The organism is Photobacterium sp. HL06 (genome assembly GCF_059552575.1).
Genome location: NZ_CM183914.1, coordinates 3852931 through 3871765 on the forward strand (window position 1 = coordinate 3852931; position 18835 = coordinate 3871765).

At 51.0% G+C, this 18835-nt stretch carries 21 protein-coding genes; 14 read left to right on the forward strand and 7 right to left on the reverse strand.

All coding sequences use genetic code 11. From position 1 onward, the window contains the following. Positions 1 to 317: 317 nt before the first annotated feature. The 9 genes from aroQ to AC51G0_RS17425 all read left to right on the forward strand — a co-directional run bounded on the left by aroQ (position 318) and on the right by AC51G0_RS17425 (position 7707). A complete protein-coding gene (gene aroQ, locus AC51G0_RS17385; protein ID WP_496299968.1) occupies positions 318 to 770 on the forward strand; it encodes a type II 3-dehydroquinate dehydratase in 453 nt (150 codons plus the stop codon). A gap of 27 nt (positions 771 to 797) precedes the next feature. Then, positions 798 to 1256 (forward strand): acetyl-CoA carboxylase biotin carboxyl carrier protein, encoded by a 459-nt coding sequence (gene accB, locus AC51G0_RS17390; RefSeq protein WP_496299969.1) that lies wholly within the window; start codon positions 798 to 800, stop codon positions 1254 to 1256. A gap of 12 nt (positions 1257 to 1268) precedes the next feature. Beyond that, positions 1269 to 2612, forward strand: coding sequence for an acetyl-CoA carboxylase biotin carboxylase subunit (gene accC / locus AC51G0_RS17395; RefSeq protein ID WP_496299970.1), 1344 nt, complete (start codon positions 1269 to 1271; stop codon positions 2610 to 2612). Between the two features lie 196 nt (positions 2613 to 2808). After that, a complete protein-coding gene (locus tag AC51G0_RS17400) occupies positions 2809 to 3093 on the forward strand; it encodes a YhdT family protein (RefSeq protein ID WP_496299971.1) in 285 nt (94 codons plus the stop codon). Continuing rightward, on the forward strand, positions 3086 to 4546 hold the full coding sequence (gene panF, locus AC51G0_RS17405) for a sodium/pantothenate symporter (protein WP_496299972.1): 1461 nt from the start codon (positions 3086 to 3088) through the stop codon (positions 4544 to 4546). Before AC51G0_RS17400 ends, panF begins: the two co-directional genes overlap by 8 nt. Before the next feature lie 166 nt (positions 4547 to 4712). Continuing rightward, positions 4713 to 5597 carry a 50S ribosomal protein L11 methyltransferase gene (gene prmA, locus AC51G0_RS17410; protein ID WP_496299973.1) on the forward strand — a complete coding sequence of 295 codons (885 nt, stop codon included), beginning with the start codon at positions 4713 to 4715 and terminating at the stop codon, positions 5595 to 5597. Positions 5598 to 5760: 163 nt separating this feature from the next. Further along, on the forward strand, positions 5761 to 6726 hold the full coding sequence (dusB, locus tag AC51G0_RS17415; RefSeq protein WP_496302003.1) for a tRNA dihydrouridine synthase DusB: 966 nt from the start codon (positions 5761 to 5763) through the stop codon (positions 6724 to 6726). Positions 6727 to 6748: 22 nt separating this feature from the next. Beyond that, a complete protein-coding gene (fis, locus tag AC51G0_RS17420; protein WP_005372656.1) occupies positions 6749 to 7045 on the forward strand; it encodes a DNA-binding transcriptional regulator Fis in 297 nt (98 codons plus the stop codon). A gap of 149 nt (positions 7046 to 7194) precedes the next feature. Then, complete coding sequence (locus tag AC51G0_RS17425) at positions 7195 to 7707, forward strand: fasciclin domain-containing protein (RefSeq protein WP_496299974.1); 513 nt, start codon at positions 7195 to 7197, stop codon at positions 7705 to 7707. Between the two features lie 51 nt (positions 7708 to 7758). On the opposite strand, the gene ppnP is transcribed toward AC51G0_RS17425, so the two are convergent. Both ppnP and zntR read right to left on the reverse strand, forming a co-directional pair. Continuing rightward, positions 7759 to 8040: a pyrimidine/purine nucleoside phosphorylase gene (ppnP, locus tag AC51G0_RS17430; RefSeq protein ID WP_496299975.1), complete on the reverse strand. Its 282-nt coding sequence runs from the start codon at positions 8038 to 8040 to the stop codon at positions 7759 to 7761. A gap of 81 nt (positions 8041 to 8121) precedes the next feature. Further along, complete coding sequence (zntR, locus tag AC51G0_RS17435) at positions 8122 to 8589, reverse strand: Zn(2+)-responsive transcriptional regulator (protein ID WP_496299976.1); 468 nt, start codon at positions 8587 to 8589, stop codon at positions 8122 to 8124. Between the two features lie 239 nt (positions 8590 to 8828). Here zntR and purH point away from each other — a divergent pair, with 239 nt between their 5' ends. Beyond that, positions 8829 to 10421, forward strand: coding sequence for a bifunctional phosphoribosylaminoimidazolecarboxamide formyltransferase/IMP cyclohydrolase (gene purH, locus AC51G0_RS17440; protein ID WP_496299977.1), 1593 nt, complete (start codon positions 8829 to 8831; stop codon positions 10419 to 10421). A gap of 114 nt (positions 10422 to 10535) precedes the next feature. Next, positions 10536 to 11825, forward strand: a complete 1290-nt coding sequence (purD, locus tag AC51G0_RS17445) for a phosphoribosylamine--glycine ligase (RefSeq protein WP_496299978.1) — start codon at positions 10536 to 10538, stop codon at positions 11823 to 11825. A gap of 121 nt (positions 11826 to 11946) precedes the next feature. Here purD and AC51G0_RS17450 read toward each other — a convergent pair whose 3' ends face one another. Together AC51G0_RS17450 and hupA are read right to left on the reverse strand one after the other, a co-directional pair. Further along, positions 11947 to 12645: a DUF1481 domain-containing protein gene (locus tag AC51G0_RS17450; RefSeq protein ID WP_496299979.1), complete on the reverse strand. Its 699-nt coding sequence runs from the start codon at positions 12643 to 12645 to the stop codon at positions 11947 to 11949. 41 nt (positions 12646 to 12686) lie between these two features. Further along, complete coding sequence (hupA, locus tag AC51G0_RS17455) at positions 12687 to 12959, reverse strand: nucleoid-associated protein HU-alpha (protein ID WP_039458747.1); 273 nt, start codon at positions 12957 to 12959, stop codon at positions 12687 to 12689. Positions 12960 to 13186: 227 nt separating this feature from the next. On the opposite strand from hupA, the gene AC51G0_RS17460 reads away from it, so the two are divergent. Next, the gene (locus tag AC51G0_RS17460; RefSeq protein WP_496299980.1) at positions 13187 to 14242 is read left to right on the forward strand and encodes a CNNM domain-containing protein; all 1056 of its coding nucleotides are present in this window, start codon (positions 13187 to 13189) and stop codon (positions 14240 to 14242) included. 62 nt (positions 14243 to 14304) lie between these two features. On the opposite strand, the gene AC51G0_RS17465 is transcribed toward AC51G0_RS17460, so the two are convergent. Next, positions 14305 to 14892: a YjaG family protein gene (locus AC51G0_RS17465; protein WP_496299981.1), complete on the reverse strand. Its 588-nt coding sequence runs from the start codon at positions 14890 to 14892 to the stop codon at positions 14305 to 14307. 154 nt (positions 14893 to 15046) lie between these two features. Here AC51G0_RS17465 and AC51G0_RS17470 point away from each other — a divergent pair, with 154 nt between their 5' ends. Both AC51G0_RS17470 and AC51G0_RS17475 read left to right on the forward strand, forming a co-directional pair. Further along, positions 15047 to 15958, forward strand: coding sequence for a D-2-hydroxyacid dehydrogenase (locus AC51G0_RS17470; protein ID WP_496299982.1), 912 nt, complete (start codon positions 15047 to 15049; stop codon positions 15956 to 15958). 19 nt (positions 15959 to 15977) lie between these two features. Next, positions 15978 to 16577 (forward strand): uracil-DNA glycosylase family protein, encoded by a 600-nt coding sequence (locus AC51G0_RS17475; protein ID WP_496299983.1) that lies wholly within the window; start codon positions 15978 to 15980, stop codon positions 16575 to 16577. 167 nt (positions 16578 to 16744) lie between these two features. On the opposite strand, the gene hemE is transcribed toward AC51G0_RS17475, so the two are convergent. Both hemE and nudC read right to left on the reverse strand, forming a co-directional pair. Beyond that, the gene (gene hemE, locus AC51G0_RS17480) at positions 16745 to 17812 is read right to left on the reverse strand and encodes a uroporphyrinogen decarboxylase (RefSeq protein WP_496299984.1); all 1068 of its coding nucleotides are present in this window, start codon (positions 17810 to 17812) and stop codon (positions 16745 to 16747) included. Between the two features lie 230 nt (positions 17813 to 18042). Continuing rightward, entirely contained in the window at positions 18043 to 18810 is a 768-nt protein-coding gene (gene nudC / locus AC51G0_RS17485) for an NAD(+) diphosphatase (protein ID WP_496299985.1), read from the reverse strand. Positions 18811 to 18835: the final 25 nt, after the last annotated feature.

Here is an 18835-nt window from a genome sequence, read left to right on the forward strand (position 1 = left end):
TGCCCACAAACATTCAGACTCGTGATACATGAAACAAGTCCATAGCCAAAAGCGTGGACTGCGCCACAACTTGCATGTTTCGGGCTGAACTCTACGAATAAACAACCGTCTAACTCTACAATCCCATGAATACAGCGTACAACTGTCCACATTAATTGTGGTGATTAGACCAGTATTTTGCTGCGATTTGCGGTGAATTCTCTATAATTGCTCATCAAGCATGCTTTGTCAGCAAAATTGGGACACAGGGAAACAAGGTTGCAGCTTTCTGCGCGTTGTTAGAGTAAATCCTCAAAAACAAGTGATATAACGTCAAGATGTCGACCGTTCAACGAATTTTACTTATCAATGGACCTAACCTGAACTTATTGGGTCTCAGAGAGCCTGGCCACTATGGCCAACAAACACTGGCTCAGATCGTTACTAATTTAACTGCCAAAGCAACTGAACTGGGTGTAACGCTAGACCACATTCAATCTAACGCAGAGCATGAACTGATTGATGCCATCCATAATGCCCACGGCAACGTGGACTTTATCATCATCAATCCGGCCGCATTCACGCACACTAGCGTAGCGATCCGTGATGCCCTGCTCGGGGTGCAAATCCCGTTCATTGAGGTGCACTTGTCTAACGTCCATGCCCGTGAACCATTCCGCCATCACTCTTACTTGTCTGACAAGGCAGTCGGCGTGATTTGTGGCCTTGGCCCGGATGGTTATGAATTCGCCCTGAATGCAGCGGTTCGACGCCTGCATGCAGAAAGCTAAATGAACAACATATAAAGAGAAAGACAAATGGATATTCGTAAGATCAAAAAGCTAATTGAACTGGTTGAAGAGTCTGGTATCTCTGAACTTGAAATCTCTGAAGGCGAAGAGTCTGTACGCATCAGCCGCAACTCTCCTGTCGCAGCCGTAGCAGCACCAGCTCAAGTTGTTGCAGCCGCTCCTGTTGCCGCGCCAGCTCAAGCAGCTCCTGCTGAAGCGCCGGCAGCACCTGCTGCGCCAGCGGCACCTGCAGGCCACCAGGTTCTTTCTCCAATGGTAGGAACTTTCTACCGAGCGCCTAGCCCTGAAGCAAAAGCCTTTGTTGAAGTTGGTCAAACCGTCAATGCTGGCGATACGCTATGCATTGTTGAAGCGATGAAGATGATGAACCAAATCGAATCTGACAAATCAGGTACTGTGGTAGCAATTCTGGCTGAAGACGGTGATGCGATCGAGTTTGACCAGCCGCTAGTTATCATCGAGTAACCGGGGCGCCCTATGTTAGATAAATTAGTTATCGCCAACCGAGGCGAAATAGCGCTACGTATTTTACGTGCGTGTAAAGAGATTGGGATCAAAACCGTTGCTGTTCACTCAACGGCAGACCGCGACCTTAAACACGTTCTTCTTGCTGACGAATCAATCTGTATCGGCCCGGCAAAAGGGACTGACAGCTACCTGAATATTCCGCGTATTATCAGCGCCGCTGAAATTACCGGTGCAGTGGCTATCCACCCGGGTTACGGTTTCCTATCTGAAAACGCAGACTTTGCTGAACAAGTTGAACGCTCTGGCTTTATCTTTGTTGGCCCGAAAGCGGAAACTATCCGCATGATGGGTGACAAGGTATCGGCGATCACCTCAATGAAGAAAGCAGGCGTTCCTTGTGTGCCAGGTTCTGATGGCCCTCTGGATGATGATGCAGTTAAGAACAAATCATTTGCCAAGCGTATCGGCTACCCTGTGATCATCAAGGCATCGGGTGGTGGTGGCGGCCGCGGTATGCGTGTGGTTCGCACCGAAGCCGACCTGTCAGAAGCGATTGCAATGACCCGTGCCGAAGCAAAATCCTGCTTTAACAATGACATGGTTTACATGGAGAAATTCCTTGAAAACCCTCGTCATATCGAAGTCCAGGTACTGGCTGACGGCCAGGGCAATGCGATCCACCTGGGTGAACGAGACTGCTCAATGCAGCGTCGTCACCAGAAAGTCGTGGAAGAGGCACCGGCACCAGGCATCACTGAAGAAATGCGTAAGTACATCGGTGAGCGCTGTACCCGTGCATGTATCGAAATCGGCTACCGCGGTGCAGGCACGTTCGAGTTCCTATACGAAAACGGTGAGTTCTACTTCATCGAAATGAACACCCGTATCCAGGTTGAGCACCCTGTTACCGAAATGGTGACCGGTGTTGACCTGATCAAAGAGCAGCTACGTATTGCTGCTGGCCAGCCACTGTCATTCAGCCAGAGTGACATCCAGGTTCGTGGCCACGCCGTCGAATGCCGTATCAACGCCGAAGATCCAGAGCGCTTCCTACCTTGCCCTGGCAAGATTGAACGTTTCCACGCGCCAGGCGGCATGGGGGTCCGTTGGGAGTCTCATATCTACACCGGCTACACCGTACCACCGCACTACGACTCAATGATCGGCAAGCTGATTACCTTCGGCGAAAACCGTGATGTGGCGATCTCCCGTATGCGTAACGCACTGGGTGAAGCCATTATCGACGGTATCAAGACCAACATTCCTCTGCAGCAAGAAATCATGGCAGACGAAAACTTCCAGCATGGTGGCGCGAACATCCACTATCTTGAGAAAAAACTCGGTCTACAGTAATTAGTCACTGTAAAAACGAAAAGGCTGCCTCTGGGCAGCCTTTTTTATTTCAAATCAACGCAAATTGATATGCTTTCTAGCACTGTCCCCTAACTTTTGCCACAATACCTCACCTTTATTTGTATGAACATTACTCACTCTCAGTATTACCAACCACTTCTCTGAGTAGTGTTGCTGAACGACTGGAGACTTCGGCATGAAGACGCTCTCTGCGCGCTATCGTCAGGCTCATAAGGAAGCCAAATGGGCGATAGGTCTGGCACTCGCCTATTTCATCTGGTGGTATTGCTCAGCGTATGCATTCGCACCAAGCAACGTACACAATGCCTTACCAGAACTGTACTGGGGCTTTCCGCTCTGGTTCCTGCTCGCCTGCATCATTGGCCCGGTGATCTTTACCCTGTTGTGTGCCCTGATGGTGAAATACATCTACCAGGATATGTCACTGGAAATCGAAAAGGACGACACCCCGGATGAATAGTCAACTGCTTATTCCACTGATCCTGTATTTGGCGGCAGTCTTCGCCCTGGCACTGTTTACCCGTCGTCACCGCCGCACTGGCAGCGGCTTTCTCAATGAATACCTGGTCGGCAACCGCAGCATGGGCGGCTTCGTCCTCGCGATGACACTTGCAGCCACCTACGCCAGCGCCAGCTCCTTTATCGGTGGCCCGGGAGCGGCCTATAAAATGGGGCTGGGCTGGGTACTTCTGGCGATGATCCAGCTGCCCGCCGCCTGGCTCACGTTGGGGGTGCTCGGCAAAAAGTTTGCCATTGAGGCCCGTCGCCACAATGCCCTGACCCTCAATGACATTCTGTATGCCCGCTATAAAAACCGTGCCGTCGTCATCTTTGCCTCGCTGGCGCTTTTGCTGGCCTTCTTTGGCACCATGGTGGTGCAGTTTGTCGGCGGTGCCCGCCTGTTGCAAACAGTGACCGGGCTATCCTACTCCCACGGGCTGATGCTGTTTGCCGTCACCGTCGGCCTCTATACCACGATAGGCGGCTTCCGCGCCGTGGTGATGACGGACACTATCCAGGGCATCATGATGATGATCGGTACCGTTGCCCTCCTGGCAGGGATCGTCCATACAGGCGGTAGTTTTGGCGAGCTGGTGACCGAGCTACACCACATCAACCCTGAGCTGGTCACGCCGTTTGGCCCAGATAACTTTCTTACCCAGCCGTTCATGCTCAGTTTCTGGGTCTTGGTCTGCTTTGGGGTGATTGGCCTGCCCCATGCCGCAGTACGCTGCATGTCATACAAAGACAGCGGCTCGCTGCACAAGGGAATGGTGATCAGCACCGCGATGGTCGCCTTCCTGATGCTGGGGATGCACCTGGCCGGGGCCCTTGGCCGCGCGATTGTGCCGGATATTGCCAGCCCGGATCAGATCATGCCGACCCTGATGATGACGGTACTGCCTCCTGTCGTCGCCGGCGTATTCCTGGCTGGACCTATGGCCGCTATCATGTCGACGATCGACTCACAGCTGATCCAGGCCTCAGCCACGTTGCTCAAAGACCTGTACCTCAACTACATCAATCCGAAAGCCGCTAAAGGGCCAGAGGCCGAATCCCGCTTGCCGAAGATGTCGCTGTGGGTGACCGGTATTTTTTCCGCCCTGGTGTTTGTCGCTGCGACCAATCCGCCAGACATGATCATCTGGCTCAACCTGCTTGCCTTTGGTGGCATGCAGGCAGTGTTCCTGTGGCCGCTGGTACTCGGGCTCTATTGGAAAAAAGCCTCGGCGGCCGGAGCGTTTGCTTCAATGCTCTCCGGCTTGGTGTGCTATATCAGCCTGTCGGTCATCAAACCAGATTTAGGCGGCATGCATGCCATTGTCCCGACCCTGGCAATCGGCCTGATCACGTTTATTCTTGGGAGCCTCGCCAAACCTGTTGCAGCTCCCAGGGCGCAACATCAGCTATAGACCATGATATATCCCCGCAAGATAGCACCATTTGGTGCTATCTTTTTTTCAGGTTTATCCCAATCAACACTCTCCTACGGGCCGATGAATTAGGTGCGAGCTGACTAAATTTCATGCTAGACTTCGCATCCTTGAACCGTAGCCAAACATTAAAGCGAATTTACCCATGCCTTGGATTCAACTAAAACTGAACGCAACAGCAGAGAATGCTGAAGCTATTGGCGATATGCTGATGGAAGAAACTGGCGCCCTGTCCGCCACTTTCTTAGATGCGCAAGACACACCAGTTTTCGAACCGCTACCAGGTGAAACCCGCCTGTGGGGTGATACCGATGTTATTGGTTTGTATGATGCTGAAGCCGACATGGACTTCGTGCTCACCATGCTGAAAAACAGCTCGCTGATCGCAGAAGACTTCGCCTATAAAGTTGAGCAACTGGAAGACAAGGACTGGGAACGCGAGTGGATGGAAAACTTCCACCCAATGCGCTTTGGCCGCCGCCTGTGGATCTGCCCAAGCTGGCGCGAAGCGCCGGAGCCGGATGCCGTAAATGTATTGCTCGACCCGGGTCTGGCCTTTGGTACGGGCACCCACCCAACGACCTCACTGTGCCTAGAGTGGCTCGACGGCCAAGACCTATCAGGCAAGACCGTGGTCGATTTCGGTTGTGGTTCAGGTATCCTGGCGATTGCCGCCATCAAACTGGGTGCCGCCAAGGTGATCGGTATCGATATCGACCCACAGGCAATCTTAGCCTCTCGCGACAATGCCGAGCGTAACGGCGTCGCTGACAAGCTGGAACTGTTCCTGCCACAAGATCAGCCAGAAGGTATTCTGGCAGACGTGGTGGTTGCCAACATTCTGGCAGGGCCATTGCGTGAACTATCTCCAGTCATCAAAGGGCTGGTGAAACCTGGCGGTGACCTGGCTATCTCTGGCGTACTCGAAAGCCAGGCTGAGGACGTCGCGACCTACTACAGCGATGAACTGGCCCTAGACCCGATTGCCGCCCGTGAAGAATGGTGCCGTATTGCGGGCCGCAAGGCGTAATCGTCGATTATTCAAGACAAATTTATTGTGCAAGAAATGGTCAATTGGTTGAAAATCATGCAGTTTTGCAAATCAAAAACTAAATGCTCAATTATTGGCCTTTTCAGAGAGGGAAAAAATGCGTAAAATGCGCGCCCTTACTGGCACAGTCAGGAACAGACGTTTGAAGATCGGTCCTTATCAACTTAAAAACCAGCTGATAGTCGCGCCAATGGCGGGTGTGACCGATCGGCCATTTCGTGAACTATGCCTGCGCTATGGTGCCGGGATGGCTGTTAGCGAGATGATGTCTTCTAACCCAGACTTATGGAAAACGTCTAAATCCCAGAACCGCATGGTCCACGAAGGTGAATCGGGCATTCGCTCGGTTCAGATAGCCGGCGCGGATCCTAAGCTGATGGCTGAAGCGGCGCAATTTAGTGTTGAGAACGGTGCGCAAATCATCGATATCAACATGGGTTGCCCGGCCAAAAAGGTCAACAAGCGACTTGCGGGCTCTGCATTGCTGCAGCACCCTGAGCTGATCGAAGAGATCCTTCGTACGGTGGTGGATGCTGTCGATGTCCCTGTTACGCTGAAAACGCGTACAGGCTGGGATCTTGATAACCGTAACTGTGTCAAAATCGCACAACTTGCCGAGCAGTGTGGCATCCAGGCGCTGGCCCTTCACGGCCGCACCAAAGCCTGTATGTACAAGGGCGAGGCGGAATATGACTACATCAAAGCAGCTAAACAGGCAGTTTCAATTCCGGTGATCGCTAACGGTGATATCGATTCTCCGGAAAAGGCACGCTTTGTACTGGATTATACCGGTGCAGATGCTTTGATGATTGGCCGACCTGCACAAGGACGGCCGTGGATTTTCCAGGAAATCCACCATTACTTAACAACTGGCGAACACCTGCCGGCTCCGTCCATGGATGAAGTTGGCGGCATTATGCTGGGCCATGTTCAGGAACTCCACCGTTTCTACGGGGAGTATTTAGGGCTGCGCATTGCACGTAAACACGTGTCTTGGTACTTAAAAGAACATGCACCAGCAGGTGATTTTCGCCGGACCTTCAACGCTATCGAAGATGCCCAACAGCAACTCGATGCGCTGCAAGGCTACTTCGAAAACGTTGCATAAATACTAGAAGAGCTTACAGAATATGTTCGAACAAAATCTGACTTCCGAAGCATTAACAGTGACAACTGTAACTTCACAAGACCAAATCACACAGAAGCCACTACGTGACTCTGTCAAAGCGTCGCTTAAAAATTACCTTGCTCAGTTAAACGGTCAGGAAGTCGATGATCTGTACGAGCTAGTACTAGCTGAAGTTGAACAGCCGCTACTAGACACCATCATGCAGTACACCCGCGGTAACCAGACCCGCGCAGCAACCATGATGGGTATCAACCGCGGTACACTTCGCAAGAAGCTGAAAAAATACGGCATGAACTAATTATAATTCATTCCCTGTTATCAAAGGCCTGACCTCGTGTCAGGCCTTTTCTGTTTATAAGACAACTTTTATCCCTTCGTGAACCATACTCCCTCTTTGTACGTACAAAGCTCTGATGACACCAAAACAATAACGACGAGGGTTACCGAATGAAAACACTCCAACGCTATATCCCCTATTTGCTCAGCGCCTTCTTTCTCCTCACGGTCTCTGGCCTGGCAAACGCTACCCACCATGAAAAAAAGAAAATAAACCTGGTTGAGGTTGCAGCAACAAACAGTGACTTCCAAACCTTGGTCATGGTGATACGGGCATCAGGACTAAGTGGAACACTGGAAGGAAAGGGGCCCTTTACCATGCTGGCACCGACCGATGAGGCCTTTAATAAGTTACCGAATGGAGCACTGGCCGATCTGCTCAGGCCCGAAAATAAAGAACAGCTGCAAGCCCTTCTTAACTATCACGTCTTGCCTGGCGCTATTTCTTCTAAAGAAGTCAGCATGCTAAAACTGCCTAAAACGCTACAAGGGGGAACGGTGAAAATCGAAAACAGCGAAGATAGTGTAACTGTCAACGGAGCCAGGGTAATAGCCGGAGGTATTGAAGCCAGCAACGGTATCATTCATATCATCGATACCGTGCTTATCCCGGCGAAAGAATAAAAGCCATAAAAAAAGCTTCGCGCGGGCGAAGCTTTTTTCACAACAGGCCGTCTAGAGGTAATCACACAGATAGGCGGTGGTATCTGTCACTTTCACCTGGAAGGATGAATCCCCCGGTACTTCGAAGTCATCGCCGGCGTTGTAGGTTTCCCAGTCGATATGGCCTGGCAACTTCACTGTCAGCGCACCTTTGACTACCGTCATGCGCTCCGGCGCGGCAGTACCAAAAGTGTACTCCCCAGGCACCATCACCCCTACACTGGTGTGATCGCCTTGAGTTTCAAAGCCAATCGACTTCACCTGGCCATCAAAATATTCATTTACGTTTAACATGACTTTCCCTATCAGTAACTACGTGATAACTCGAAACTATCACAGTTTGCCGGCTTACCCAACTACAGAGAAGCAGATAGATTACTCCCCTTTACAGCGCCCTGAGCAGCACTGGGCACTGGAATCGGGCTGGTACGCCTCGTCATCATGCTCCCCCAGCGCTTCCAAAATAGAACAATGGCTGGCATTATCATCGACATGGCCACAGCAGGCATCATTGATCTTTTTCAGCGCCAGGCGAATGCGCCTGAGTTCGGCCATTTTCTGGTCAACTTCATCCAGCTTGGCCTGGGTGATAGCTTTAACTTCCGCGCAGCTGTGCTGGCTAGCCTCCAGCCGGATATCCAACAACTCACGGATTTCATCCAGGCTCAGCCCTATCGCCTTGGAGCGCATAATGAACTTCACCCGTGACAAATCGGCGTCGCTATAGAGGCGGTACCCACTATCGCTGCGTCCCGCCGGCTTCAGCAGGCCATTTTTTTCATAAAATCGTAAGGTGTCGCTGCTGACATCACATAACTTTGCCAGCTGTCCAATCAAATACATACCCGACTCTTTTCTTGATGTAAGCCAACACCTGCGGTAAACACCGTTAAAACCAAAAAAGCAAACGTTTGCGTGATGCTGGAATTCATGTAATATATGCGCCATCGGAAAAATTAAATCGCCCCCAGTTCGGGATATGGCACCCTTCGATTCTAACTGAGGGTATTTGCCAAAATCCAGCGCCAATATGACGTTGGCTTTTGGCAAATATTCCCCGTGTACATAAAGAGATGGTAGCAATGGAAAACGCTCGTCCTATTCGCCGTGCGCTGATCAGCGTATCAGACAAAACTGGTATTGTTGAATTCGCACAAGCTCTTGCCAACCGTGGTGTTGACATCCTTTCTACGGGCGGTACCGCCCGTCTGCTTGCCGAGCAAGGCATCAAGGTCACTGAAGTATCGGACTATACTGGCTTCCCTGAGATGATGGATGGCCGGGTTAAGACCCTTCACCCGAAAGTACACGGTGGCGTATTAGGTCGCCGCGGCCAGGATGATGCCGTTATGGCGCAGCACGGTATCGATCCGATTGATATGGTTGTCGTGAACCTGTATCCATTTGCCCAGACTGTCGCCAAGGCTGGCTGCACCCTGGAAGATGCAGTAGAAAACATTGATATCGGTGGCCCGACAATGGTTCGCTCGGCAGCGAAAAACCACAAAGATGTAACGATTGTGGTTAACGCCCATGACTACGACCGCGTGCTTTCCGAGCTTGAAACCAACAACGGCTCACTGACCCATGCAACCCGCTTTGATCTGGCAATTGCAGCTTTCGAGCACACTGCGGCCTATGACGGCATGATCGCCAACTATTTCGGTAAGATGGTGCCATCTTACGGCGATAACAAAGAAGGCGACGATGAGTCGAAGTTCCCGCGTACCTTCAACCAGCAGTTCGAAAAGAAGCAGGACATGCGCTATGGCGAGAACAGCCACCAGGCAGCGGCGTTCTATGTCGAAAGCAATCCAGAAGAAGCCTCTGTCTCAACTGCCCGTCAGATCCAGGGCAAGGCGCTGTCTTACAACAACATCGCTGATACCGATGCCGCCCTTGAGTGCGTGAAAGAGTTCGACCAGCCAGCCTGTGTGATCGTCAAGCACGCCAACCCTTGTGGTGTCGCGCTGGGTGACAATATCCTGGAAGCGTATGACCGTGCCTACAAGACGGATCCAACATCAGCCTTTGGCGGCATCATTGCCTTCAACCAGGAACTGGATGCTGCAACGGCACAAGCTATTGTCGAGCGCCAGTTTGTGGAAGTGATCATCGCACCAAGTGTCTCAGCAGAAGCCATCGAAGTGGTTGCCGCGAAGAAAAATGTTCGCCTGCTGGAGTGCGGCGAGTGGTCTGGCAAAACAACAGGTTTTGATGTTAAGCGTGTTAACGGTGGCCTGCTGGTTCAGGACCGTGACCAGGGTATGGTCAGCCAGGACGATCTGAAAGTCGTGTCTAAGCGCCAGCCAAGCGAAGACGAGCTGCGTGATGCGCTATTCTGCTGGAAAGTAGCTAAATACTTGAAATCTAACGCGATTGTCTACGCCAAAGGCAACATGACCATCGGTGTAGGCGCCGGCCAGATGAGCCGTGTTTACTCAGCAAAAATTGCTGGTATCAAGGCTGCAGATGAAAACCTGGAAGTTGCTGGTAGCGTAATGGCATCAGATGCCTTCTTCCCGTTCCGCGACGGTATCGACGCTGCAGCAGAAGCGGGGATCACATGCGTGATTCAGCCAGGCGGCTCGATGCGTGATGAAGAAGTTATCGCCGCTGCTGACGAACACGGTATGGCAATGGTCTTTACCGGCATGCGCCACTTCCGTCACTAAGCAATGAAGACCGGCAAATAACAAAAGCCGGTCTTTCTGTATGAATAAAATGCCTCTGACTCGCCTCAGGGGCATCTCCATTTAAGCGAATTGAGCGTTAGGGATAAAATTACGATGAAAGTTCTTATTATTGGTAACGGCGGTCGCGAACATGCCCTTGCATGGAAAGCAGCGCAATCTTCAGATGTTGACACTATTTTCGTTGCACCGGGCAACGCAGGCAGTGCCCTGGAACCTAAAGTTGAGAACGTCGCTATTGGTGTTGAAGATATTGATGCACTGGTGGCTTTTGCCAAAGACAATCAGGTTGACCTGACGATTGTCGGCCCTGAAGCCCCGTTGGTTATTGGCGTTGTTGACGCATTCCGCGCTGCAGATCTGCCTATCTTTGGCCCGACGCAAGCTGCTGCTCAGCTTGAAGGCTCCAAGGCCTTTACCAAAGACTTCCTGGCTCGCCACCAGATCCCAACGGCTGAGTACCAAAACTTCACGGAAATCGAACCTGCCCTGGCTTACCTTCGCGAGAAAGGCGCACCTATTGTTATTAAGGCTGACGGCTTGGCTGCAGGCAAGGGCGTTATCGTTGCAATGACATTGCAAGAAGCAGAAGACGCCGTTCGCGATATGCTGGCTGGTAACGCATTCGGCGAAGCGGGCCACCGTGTGGTGATTGAAGAGTTTCTTGATGGTGAAGAAGCCAGCTTCATCGTGATGGTTGACGGTAAGAATGTCTTGCCAATGGCCACCAGCCAAGATCACAAACGTGTTGGCAATGGCGATACCGGCCCCAATACTGGCGGCATGGGCGCTTACTCACCAGCCCCTGTAGTGACCCAGGCGATCCACGACCGCGTGATGGAAGAAGTGATCTACCCAACCGTCCGTGGTATGGAAGCAGAAGGCGCTCCTTACACTGGCTTCCTATATGCCGGCCTGATGGTCATGGCTGACGGCACTCCGAAAGTCATCGAATATAACTGTCGTTTTGGCGACCCAGAAACCCAGCCTATCATGCTGCGCATGCAATCAGACTTGGTTGAACTGTGCCTTGCCGCTATCGATGAAAAACTTGATACCGTTGAGTCCAAATGGGATCCACGCGCCTCTGTCGGTATTGTCCTGGCGGCCGGCGGTTACCCGGCAGACTATGCGAAAGGTGATGTTATCTCCGGTCTGCCTCAACAAGAAACCGCTGGCGAAAAAGTCTTCCAGGCAGGAACGGCCAATAACAACGGCGAGATTGTGACAAACGGTGGTCGCGTATTATGCGCTACCGCTATGGGAAATAGTGTATCAGAGGCCCAGCAACGCGCTTACGCGCTGGCAAAACAAATCTCATGGAAAGGTATGTTCCATCGCGATGACATAGGTTACCGTGCGATTGAGCGCGAACAACAGGCATAACGTCAACGATCATACCGACAAAAAAACGCGCTGTGATCAGCGCGTTTTTTTCAACCTTCCATTGGGCAATCATTCCTCCAGCACCTTGATGCCTGCATGGCGACGGAATCAGGAGCTCTCGTTAATTACCCAGTAAAACAGGTGGCGTCATACATTGCTCGCTGTCGTCAGTCAACATCAACAGCTGGCTTGCCTCTACGGTTTGCTTCCTAACCTTACCTGTCACCACGATAAAGCGGTTCTGAGCCTGTTGGCTAAGCTGCCGGGCAGTAAAGTCAGACAAGGCAGGGGCAAAAGTCATATCTAACTGCTTTTCATCACCACAGCGTGTAAAGCGGTTTCCTTGCCAATAGCCCTGTATCAGCGACTGACCGTCTTTACGCTGCTTTTTAACGATACTGACGGCGCTCTGAGCCTGTTGGGTTAGCTGATAGAGCTGAGAGTCAGACAATGGCAGCACGGAGCCATCAACGTTATAACGCTGGAACACCGCATTCCCCTGGGTGTCATAACGGACATGAAGGGTAAAAGGCTTGAGCGTATTATCGCTTAGCCGCATTCCCTTACGCTTAATTTCACGTAATTTACCTTCACGCCAGCGATAATCAGATTGGTATTTGCCGTAATCACCGGCAGCAACGACTTCAGCCAGTTTGACTGGTCGATTTTGCTGGGATGAATACCAGTATAACGAGGTCGCATCACCCATTGCCTGGCCACCAGTATGTGTCAGGATCGGAGTAATAGAGTTTTCAGGAACAGTGGTGGTTTCACATCCAGCCAGGAGCGAGATAAGAAGAATGGAAATAAGACGTTTCATGACAATAACTCCGCCAGATGAATCACCTGGCGGAGTATAGATTATTTCACTGAGTCTTTCAGTGCTTTACCCGCCACGAATGCAGGAACGTTCGCAGCTGCGATCTGGATTTCCTGACCAGTTTGCGGGTTACGGCCAGTGCGTGCTGCGCGGTGGTTTACTTTAAATGTACCAAAGCCAATTAGTTGAACCTGGTCACCTTCCTTAAGCGCGTCAGTAATGCCGTCTAGAGTAGACTCTAGTGCAACTTTCGCTTGGGCTTTAGAAAGATCTGCTTTTTCAGCGATCAGGTCAATCAGTTGGGTCTTGTTCATTAGGTTTCCCTTCTAAGGTTTTTCTTCAGACGCATCAACTCTAATTCAAAAGAAGCCCGTGTGGCAAAGGTTTGTCGGCTATCATGTGGTTAGGTGCGGGCTCTTTAACCATAAACTGAGCGCAAGTTCACAAAATGTTACCAATCAGCAAAATGAAATAGTTGTATTTATTCGCTATCGCACCAATTAATATAGGTGTAATTTCCTTATTAGCTGACAAGGTAAGCATGATCCTCCTTACGATTTACATCGCAATTGCGATTGGTGTTTCGTTCATTTGCTCGGTACTCGAAGCCGTGCTCCTCAGTATTTCGCCCAGTTACATTGGCACTCTGCGCCAGCAGAATCATCCATCAGCTCCTCGTCTGGCTGCCCTCAAAGACAATATCGATCGCCCGCTGGCATCGATCCTGACCTTAAATACCATCGCCCATACCATTGGTGCGGCAACAGCCGGTGCACAGGCGACAGTGGTATTTGGTAGCCAGTGGTTAGGCGTCTTTTCCGGAGTACTAACTATCGGCATCCTGCTTTTCTCGGAAATCATTCCGAAGACTATCGGCGCAACCTACTGGCGCCAACTGGCACCAGCCTCTGCCAATATACTGCGTTGGATGGTATGGGCATTGACACCGTTTGTCTGGGCCTCGGAACAAATTACCCGTCGCCTGTCCAAAGGCCATGAAGCACCGAAACTGCGTGATGAGTTATCTGCAATGGCGATGCTGGCCATCGAGTCGGGTGAATTGGCTGAAGGTGAGTCTAAAATCATGACCAACCTGCTGCAGTTCCGCGATGTTAGCGTTACCAAGATCATGACGCCACGCCCGGTACTATTCCGGGTTGAAGCCGAACAGCCGATCAATGAATTCCTGTCGGATCATAAGGACAGTCCGTTTTCCCGGCCGTTGGTATATAGCGAGCAGAAAGACAATATTATCGGCTTTGTCCATCGCCTTGAGCTGTTTGCCGAAAGCCAGGCTGGCCGTGGCCAGAAAGAGCTAGGCACCCTGATGCGCCCCATCCCGGTGATCATGAATAATGCCAGCGTACCCAAAGCTTTCGAGCAACTGATGCAAGAGCGCTCGCAACTGGTTCTGGTGGTGGACGAATACGGCACCGTCCAGGGGATTGTCACCATGGAAGACATTTTCGAACACCTCGTCGGCGAGGAAATCGTCGATGAGGCTGACAAGAACACTGACATGCAGCAGCTGGCCTACCAGCGCTGGGAAAAATGGAAAAAACTCCATGGTGTAATTGAAAGCAAAGATGACGAATAACCGTCATAGAAGTCGAAAAAAGGGGCCTGCAGGCCCCTTTTTTCAATTTTGATCATTCCAGCTTACAGCTCGATGCCGATATTACTGACTGGCTCGTCACGCAATTCTTGACGTAGGTCTTTAATCAGCTCAATGTCACGCCTTTCCGCCTCTTTCAACGCACGGAAAATCGCCCACTGCGTATCCCACTCGGCACAAACCGCTTCATTATCTTTTTGGTTTTCGTTGGTGATTTCAATACCCGTCTGAGCGAACTCTAGATCAGCTACCGTTTCCGCTGACAGAGAACTTAGCTTGGTCAGCGTTTCCAGCATCAGATCACGGTCCAGCATCGCATGTAATAAATCGGCCAGAGCGACACAGGCATCAATCGCAGGGTTTACCGCATAAAGATCATGCTCATCAGCACTAGGAACCAGATCCTCTAGCTTTTCTAGTTGCTTTTCAAAATTGATCTTTGCCGATTTAACCGTCAGGATTTCCCAGATACTATCCAGAATAGAGCGATATTTCTGCTCATCCGCAAACTCGGTTTCTTGGCAGAAGAATGCATAATTGGGATACATTCTTTCACACAGCGAAACCATAAATGTAAGGTGTTGCCACGGTTCTAATTTTTCTAATCGAAGCTGAACTGGATTCTTTAGCATGGGATAATCTGCGATAGTGATTTGCACCGGAGTTTACTTGTATACCCAAGCCACTTCAATATCAAGCGGCTCCAATATCAAGCAACACCTATATAAGGATATCGTGTTAAGCGAAGCTAGCAGTTATACACTGCCAGCAAACAAGGAAACTGGAATGAACAAGTTACTGATTGTGGCACGACAAAATGACACTTACCGACAGTTACTCGCCCGGGCTCAGCTACCGGGCCTTGAAATAACGGAAGACCCTGCACAAGCCACCATTATTTTGGCCGATCCTCCTCGTATTGCCACCCAGCTCGAATGCTATCCGGCGCTGCAATGGCTGCAGTCTACCTTTGCGGGCATTGATGCCCTGACCCAAAAGGGTTTACGGCGGAATTACACCCTAACCAATATCCGCGGCCATTTTGGCCAGCTCATTACCGAATATGTCATGGGGTATACCCTTGATCATATCCGTCATCTCAGCCTGTACCGACAACAGCAGTCACCGCCCCAGTGGCAGCCGCATCCCTACTCCTCATTGGCCAATAGAACCATGGTTATTCTCGGCACCGGCTCCATTGGCTCGCACTTAGCACGGGTTGCCAAAACCTTCAGCCTTAGTGTCATTGGTATCAACCGCTCAGGCCATACAGAGGAAACCAGCTTCGACCAGGTTTATCCGTTCACCCAACTGGCTGAAGGGTTGGCTCTGGCTGATATCCTGGTTTCCACCCTACCCGCAACAACCGATACTGATGATATCCTCAATGCCAGCACCTTGAGCCATTGCCACAAAGCACTACTGTTTAATGTAGGCCGTGGTAATGCTGTGAGTGAAAATGGGTTGCTATCCGCTATCGAGCGCGGTTGTGTGGCCCATGCTTTTCTCGATGTATTCAAGCATGAACCGCTTAATGACAAGCACCCTTTCTGGCAGCACCCTAACGTGACCATCACGCCCCACATTGCCGCTGAGAGCTTTCCCGAACAGGTATTTGAGATATTTGAAGCCAACTATCAGCGCTATATTCGGCAACAGCCACTGATGTATCAAATTGACTTTGATCGTGGCTATTAGGTAAAGAGAGGCAGCCACTATGGCGTCGCAACAACTTGATAACCTACTGGATCAGATCCGCCACTGCGAGATCTGCAAAGATCATCTCCCTCTCGGCCCGCGCCCGGTGATACAGGCTGCCAGTAGCGCAAAGCTGATGATTGTCGGCCAGGCCCCGGGAACCCGTGTCCATGATACCGGGATCCCATGGAACGATCCGAGCGGCAACCGACTACGGGCATGGCTTGAACTCGATCGCGACACATTTTACGACCCCAAGCAAATCGCCATTATGCCGATGGGATTATGCTATCCGGGTAAGGGGAAATCGGGCGATCTGCCGCCGAGACCGGAGTGTGCCCCGCAATGGCACCCACAGGTATGGCCATTGCTGCCCAATATCGGCATGACCTTGCTGGTAGGCCAGTATGCCCAGCAGCGTTATCTGAAAGACAAACCCAAAACACTGACTGAGACGGTAAAAGCATGGCGTCAGTGGGCTCCCGAATACATACCGATGCCCCATCCATCGCCACGCAATACGCTGTGGCTAAAGAAAAACCCTTGGTTTGAAGAAGAAGTGGTGCCGTATATACGCGACTATGTCCACCAGCACTTGGGAAAGGCAAAGGGTTCCTAGGTGCGGTTCTAGCAAGCTCATCGAAACTCAACAATTCATCAAGCTCTTGCTCTTCCCTGAACCTAGGGCCTGCTTTTCCTAGGACCAAATAAAAAACCCACACAGTAAACTGCATGGGCTTCTAATGCTCTTTCCAGGAACGAGTAACCTAGGTCCCAGAACCGCTCTTACTTATGATACGGCTTTGACAGCTCATGCACCGCATCAACAAACACACCGGCATTCTCTGGCGGCACGTCCAGGTGGATACCGTGGCCAAGGTTGAACACGTGACCTGTACCTTCGTCACCATAACCTTCAAGAATAGTCGCCACTTCTTGGCGAATACGCTCAGGTTGTGCGTATAGCATTGATGGATCCATGTTGCCTTGCAGGGCAACTTTGTCGCCAATACGTTTCTTGGCATCAGCAATGTTAATCGTCCAGTCCAGGCCGACTGCATCACAGCCAGTTGCAGCGATTTGCTCTAGCCACATACCGCCATTCTTAGTAAACAGGGTAACTGGTACACGGCGGCCGTCATTCTCACGGATCAGGCCATCCACAATCTTGTGCATGTAACGCAGCGAGAACTCATTGTAGTCACGCGGTGTCAGTACGCCACCCCAGGTATCAAATACCATCACAGACTGCGCACCCGCTTTGATCTGGGCGTTCAAATACTCAACCACGCTGTCAGCAAGCTTGTCCAGCAATAGGTGTAGTGTCGCAGGCTCGGCGTACATCATCTTCTTGATCTTGGTGAACGCTTTCGAGCTACCGCCTTCAACCATATAAGTCGCCAGTGTCCACGGGCTACCAGAGAAACCAATCAGCGGTACTTCGCCCTGAAGATCCTTACGGATCTGACGGACAGCGTTCATCACATACTGTAGCTCGCCTTCAGGATCCGGCAGGCCAATCTTGTCGACATCAGCCTTACAGGTGATCGGACGCTCAAATTTCGGTCCTTCACCCGTTTCAAAGTACAGGCCTAGGCCCATTGCATCAGGGATAGTCAGGATATCTGAGAACAGAATCGCGGCATCCAACGGGAAACGGCGCAATGGCTGAAGCGTCACTTCACTCGCTAGCTCGGCATTCTTACATAGCGACATAAAGTCACCTGCAACGCTACGTGTTGCACGGTACTCAGGTAGGTAACGGCCTGCTTGGCGCATCATCCATACTGGTGTGCAATCTACTGGCTGCTTCAACAACGCACGTAGGTAGCGGTCATTCTTTAATTCGCTCATTCTGTACTCCATGGGTAAATTCTGCGGCGTATTGTATCACTCCATGGCGGTAACAAAAGAGCCTGATTGTTAAGCAGATCATGTTTATAGCAACAATCTGTTCACCAGGTTTGCGACTCACCGTACTCTCATGGTACAAAATCTGCGCGCTAGCAATAATAACAATGACTTTGCTCGTAGAGAGCAAATTAACTGCACCTTATCCCTCCAATTTGGAGGGTTTTTTTATCCTACCGATCCGACATCAACGTTAAGGTATGATTTATCAATACCCTGGCAATTGTTCCTTCAGGGGCCAATTCGGGCAATTTGCCTTCTTCAGCCCAGATAGCATCACTCAGTTCTTCATAATCCGGCTTAAGCTCACCACTGTCATAGTCAGCCAGAAAGCCCATCATCAGGTTAGACGGGAAAGCCCACGGCTGGCTACCGAAATAACGGATATTGGTCACCTTGATCCCGGTTTCTTCTTCCACTTCCCGGGCAACACACTGCTCCAGCGTTTCCCCGGCCTCCACAAATCCAGCAATCACGGTATACATACCGGTTTTATGCCTAGGGTGCTGGGCCAATAGGATTTTATCTTGTTTGCGCACGGCGACTATCACACAGGGGGATAATCGAGGGTAGTGATAGCTATGGCAGCTCTGGCACACCATGGCCAACTCTCCCGATGCCAGTTCACACTGGCCACCACAGGCTGGGCAAAATGCCTGGTTATTAAGCATATAAGAGAGCTGGGTTGCTTTCCCGGCTAGATTAAACAGTTCACTGTCGAGGTTAAGCAGCTCCCGTTGCGAATAGAAATCTTCTTCCCTTTGATTTTCAGCAGCTTCCAGCCAGTACACCGGCCTTTCCTGATATTCACCAATATAGCGAGATTGTTCGCTATCAAAGGGCAGCTGCTCTGGTGCCATGAGTGGAAGTGTATGATTGAGCAAAAGTAATTTTCGGTCTTTCACTACACACCAATACGCTAATTCTTGTTTTTTTAACATCAATGTCACATCCATCCTTGCAGGG